At 53.8% G+C, this 4951-nt stretch carries 4 protein-coding genes; 1 reads left to right on the top strand and 3 read right to left on the bottom strand.

All coding sequences use genetic code 11. From position 1 onward, the window contains the following. Positions 1-61: 61 nt before the first annotated feature. Positions 62-1402 (bottom strand): sodium-dependent transporter, encoded by a 1341-nt coding sequence (locus ACO5R6_RS07430; RefSeq protein ID WP_485626550.1) that lies wholly within the window; start codon positions 1400-1402, stop codon positions 62-64. Positions 1403-1477: 75 nt separating this feature from the next. Beyond that, positions 1478-3130, bottom strand: a complete 1653-nt coding sequence (locus tag ACO5R6_RS07435) for a tryptophanase (RefSeq protein ID WP_485626551.1) — start codon at positions 3128-3130, stop codon at positions 1478-1480. A 339-nt stretch (positions 3131-3469) separates the two neighbouring features. Here ACO5R6_RS07435 and ACO5R6_RS07440 point away from each other — a divergent pair, with 339 nt between their 5' ends. After that, positions 3470-4129 carry a helix-turn-helix transcriptional regulator gene (locus ACO5R6_RS07440; RefSeq protein ID WP_485626552.1) on the top strand — a complete coding sequence of 220 codons (660 nt, stop codon included), beginning with the start codon at positions 3470-3472 and terminating at the stop codon, positions 4127-4129. Positions 4130-4235: 106 nt separating this feature from the next. Here ACO5R6_RS07440 and ACO5R6_RS07445 read toward each other — a convergent pair. Further along, positions 4236-4951: ABC transporter substrate-binding protein (locus ACO5R6_RS07445; protein WP_485626553.1), on the bottom strand; the 716-nt coding region annotated here is incomplete at its 5' end.

Below are 4951 nucleotides of genomic sequence, written 5' to 3' on the forward strand. Positions count from 1 at the left end.
GCACCTTTGGTGCACGAGAACGCTCTTTTCATTAGGGGAGTTTTTTCACAGCCCCTTTCGATCAGCCGATACCGCCCAGGCGGATCCCCGCAATCAGAGCGAGAATGCACAAGAAGCAGTAGACATATTTGCCCAAGGGGACGAACCAGGGACCGATCCCCCGCTTGGATCCCATCGTCACCTGGTCCATGACGAAGTCCTTGCCGCAGAACCAGAAGAACATGAGGGCCGCCAGGAAGGCTCCGGTCGGGCAGATGTAGTTGCTGACGAAATCCATCCAGTCCGATACGATTCCCTGAATGGCGATGGCGACAACCACTCCTGTGACGCCGATGATCAATACCGCGGGGAGTCTCTTGCAGTGGAGCTTCTCCTGCAGAGTTGCGACCGGGGCCTCATAGAGGTTGATCAGCGAGCTGATTCCCGCGAAGAGGACACAGGTGAAGAAGACCATGCAGATGATTCTTCCGCCGGGCATCCCGTTGAATACATTGATCAGCCAGATGAACATGAGACCGGGTCCGCCCTTGGACAGGTCTGCCCCGCCTGCTGCCATGGAGGGAATAATGACACAGGCAGCCAAAAGGGCAGCCAGAGTATCGAAGGCGGCGACGATCCGTCCGGAAGAGACCACATCCTCCTCCTTGGACAGGTAGGATCCGTAGATGACGGTTCCGTTTCCCGCCACAGACAGGGAGAAGAAGGCCTGGCCGAAGGCGAAGATCCAGAGGAGAGGATCCGCCAGCCTCTTCGGATCAATCGTGAAGATGTAATGATAGCCGGAGATTGCTCCCGGCAGGGTTGCGATATAGACGGCGAGTCCCACAAACATAAAGAAGAGGGCCGGCATCATGAACTTATTGGCCTTCTCAATGCCGCCTGCAACTCCTAACGCCATGATGGCGAAGTTCAGAATCAGGGCGAGGACAAGCCACATGTTGTTACCCATGGCAACAGCGGTTTTGCCGAAAAGACCGCCAATCTGATCCATATCCTGGCCCAGGGACGACAGGTGTCCGCTGTAGGACAGGAAGAAGTACTTGATGATCCAGCCGACGACACAGGAATAGCCGATGGCCAGAGCCAGGGACCCCAGTACGGGAATCAGGCCAATCATCTCCCCGATCGCCCGCTTGCCGAATTTCTTCTGTGTCGCCATCCCGAAAGCCCCCATAGGACCGGCAGCGGCGCTGCGTCCCAGGGCCATCTCTCCGATGACACCGGTCTGACTGACCAGGACAACACAGATAAAATAGGGAATCAAAAAAGTCATTCCGCCCCAGATGGAGACCATAATAGGGAATCTCCAGATATTTCCCATGCCGACGGCGGAACCGATACAGGCCATGATGAATCCCGCTTTGGAAGAGAATCCATCACGACTCGCTCCTGAATCACTCATGTTATTACCCCCCTTTTCGCGGTCCCTGTCTCCTCTTCTCCTCCCCTGAGAAGAGGAGAGGGCCACGGAAATGATTTACTGATCGCAGAGTTCTTCCCTGCTCGGCTCATAGGGCTCAAGCCATGCATGGAAATGACGCATCGGAAGCGTTCTTCCGAATGTAATCTTAAGATTCGGAATGGTGTCGCGGTCCTTATAGAGCTGGGCAGCCGCAGCGATGATGTAGTCCATATGCTGCTTGGAGTACTGGCTTCTGTTGATGGCCAGCCGAACCACATTGCAGACCTCGGCCTGCTGCTCCGGTGTCTTGAGATCATATTCCATGGAGAAGTCACCCAGCTCTGAGCAGCGGATTCCATACCGGTGGATCATCTCCAGAGAGAGGGCCTGTCCGGCAAAGCTCTCATGGTCTCTCTTATAGCCGAAGAACTTGTCGACATCGATATAGACGCCGTGGCCTCCGGCGGGAAGGACAACCGGTACACCCGCGTGATGCAGGCCCTGGGCCAGATATTCACACTGTCTTACGCGCTCATCCTGATACTCGAATCTCTGCTCCTCATAGAGACCAACGCAGAGGGCCATGATGTCGTGTCCGGACATTCCGCCATAGGAGTCGTTGCCATATGCGGAGATCTGACGCACCTTGAGCAGGTGGCCGATGTCCACTTTAACGGTCCCGTCCTCGTTGAATTCGGAGAAATTCTTCCAGAAGTAGCCCTTGTCACGGAAGGCGAGCAGGCCGCCCATGTTGGCATGTCCGTTCTTCTTGAGGGAAGCGGATACCACATCGAAGTAGGAGAACATCTCCTTAGCGATCTCTGCTATGGACTTATCCGCATAGCCCTCCTCATTCATCTTAATGAAGTAGCAGTTCTCAGCCCAGCGGGCGCCATCCATAACGAAGGGGATGCCGTGCTTGTGGGCAATCGCGGAGACAGCTCTCATATTGGCCATGGAGACGGGCTGTCCGCAGACGGAGTTGTTGGTGACGGTCGTGTAGATGAGGGGAACATTCTCAATGCCAACCGTCTCCAGGAGCTGGTTGAGCTTGTCAATGTCCATGTCTCCCTTGAAGGGGTTCTTCTCATAGCTGCCGCCCTCGGGGATCTCGAAGAGGATCTCCTTGTGGAAGAGATTGCGGGGCACGCTGCCCATCTGCTTGATATTGCCTTCCGTCGTATCGAAGTGGGCATTGGACGGAATGGTAAATACCTTGCCCGGATAGCGTCTTGCCAGAAGGGGCTTGATTACATCGAAGAGAAGGGCCTCCGCACAGCGTCCCTGGGGAACGATGAAGGTATTGGGTCTCTCCAGCTGGTAGGATCCCCCGTTGATGAATCCTCCCTCCGTGTCCACCAAATAGAGTTCATCCATCATCCTCTCTACGTCATCCTTATCGACGCCGCTTCGAAGAAGGTCAATTGCCCGCTTCTGATGGTCTCCTCTCTCCCAGACGTCACGGAAAGCGTCCAGAAGAACATAGTAGCCCTTGTTCCTTCCATAGGACTCGTCGCCTAAGAACATCGCTCCCCACTGGGAGTCTGTCATGGACGTCGTGCCCGAATCAGACAGGCAGTCAACGTAGAGCATTCCCGCCGGGAAGGCAAATTCATTGTAGTGGGTTGCCTGCAGGGCCCGCAGTCTCTGATCCGGCGTCACTGTTGGCAGATTGCGGACAACGTGTGTGCAAGATTTTGGTGCTTCAACATTCAAAGGATATTCCATGGTTATACCTCCTGTAAAAAATTTACATACCCCGGTCATCGACTCCCCCCTCGGGTCGAACCGACTGGCGGACGGTATAGGTTCCTGTACTTGTCTTCTGCAAAATCCCCCTTTCTCTGCGATATGAAAACATTCCTCTGAAAACTTTATGAGATAATTTTATCACTGCCGGATATTTTTTCAATTCTGATTGTTCGATTTGTATGTTATATACGATTTTAATCCTGTTGATTTGTATATTTTGCCTGGTAAATTTGCAATCTAGATCAGTATATAAGAATTTTTTTGCACATGTGTCGATTCTCTGCTATGCTGATGGCACAGGGAGGTGACAAGACTATGAAAGACTTCAAGCTTCGCCAATACTGCCAGCTGGTTTCCTTCTTGGGCCGGGCTCTGGGGCCGGACTATGAAGTCGTTCTCACCGACCTCCACTCCATCCTGGCAATCAGCAACGGACATGTGAGCGGGCGCTCCGTCGGCGGACCTCTGAGCGACGTTGCCCTCAAGATCCTGCAGACCAATCAGCTGCCGCAGAATTCCTCCATTCTCAACTACCAAGGCAGGGGCATCAACGGGAAGATCCTCCGCTGTTCCACCTTCTTCCTGAAGACGGCGACCGGCCGCCTGGAGGGCTTGCTCTGCGTCAATTTTGATGACTCCCGCTACCACGAGCTGGCCCGGAAAGTCTTTGGCCTCTGCCATCCGGACTCCTATGCCGGGCAGAATGTCGAGATCAGTCAGATCACGCAGACCGGGTCTGAGACCTTCTACTCCGACCTGTCCACCCTCATTGAGGATATGTTCTCCAGAGTCAGCGGCAAGTCGGATGTCGCCGGCGAGAAGCTCACTTATCGGGAGAAACTTCGCATTGTCTTAGCCCTCTACCAGAACGGGGTCTTCTCCGTCAAGGGGACGATTCCGGAAGTCTCCGCCAGACTCGGCGTCTCGACGGCAACCCTCTATCGCTATATCAGCAAGGTCAAGAAGGAGGCGTAGAAAACGGTCCGATATTCCGCCCGAAAAGTCATGAATCAATCCGAAGAAAAGAGAGTATGAGGAACACCATCCTCATACTCTCTTCCTCTCTTTCAGATTTCTTATATCACTTCTTCGGGAACAGGATATCCGCGACTCCCTCATAGGCCTTGCCCCAGTTGGCGTTAGGCTTAATCTGGTATAGGGCCTTGTCCATCATGTGGAAGCGTCCCTCTTTCACTGCCGATAAGCTCTGCCAGGCCGGACTTGACGAGAGAGTCTGATCTACCGCCCGCTTGGCCTTCTCTGTATCAGACCCCATGGTCGTTGCGAAAATATAGTCGGGATTGGATGCGACCACTGCCTCCATGGAGAAATCTCCCTTGATCGAGGCATTGGAATCGGCCACATTCTCCGCGCCAAGGTCCTTCAGGATTTCTCCCAGGACAATCTCCTTGCTTCCCATCACCTTGATCGCGCCGGAACTGGCCACCCGGATGACAAGGACCTTGGGATGGGACCCGTCCGCCCTCTTCTTGACCTTCGCGATCTGCTCTCCCACCTGTATTCCGTTCTTGTCATAGAGGTCAGACCTGCCGGTGATATCCGTCATAATCTTGAGCATCGACAGATAATCATCGAAAGAATCCACCTTGAAGAAGGCCGCCGGTATTCCGGCCTGCTTCAACTGGTCATAGAGTCCCGTCTGGGCGTCGAATTTGGACGACCCGATGATAAAGTCCGGCTTCTCCGAGATCAGCTGTTCTACATTGGGATGGTACTGGTCTCCCAGATTTACAACATCATTTCCCAATTTGAGATTGGGATTGGTCCAGGAATCCT

The organism is Shuttleworthella sp., assembly GCF_057251025.1.

Bases quoted from the DNA above. Each gene is read 5' to 3' on its own strand.
- ACO5R6_RS07435 (WP_485626551.1), bottom strand. From the start codon at position 3,130: ATGGAATATCCTTTGAATGTTGAAGCACCAAAATCTTGCACACACGTT.
- ACO5R6_RS07440 (WP_485626552.1), top strand. From the start codon at position 3,470: ATGAAAGACTTCAAGCTTCGCCAATACTGCCAGCTGGTTTCCTTCTTG.
- ACO5R6_RS07430 (WP_485626550.1), bottom strand. From the start codon at position 1,402: ATGAGTGATTCAGGAGCGAGTCGTGATGGATTCTCTTCCAAAGCGGGA.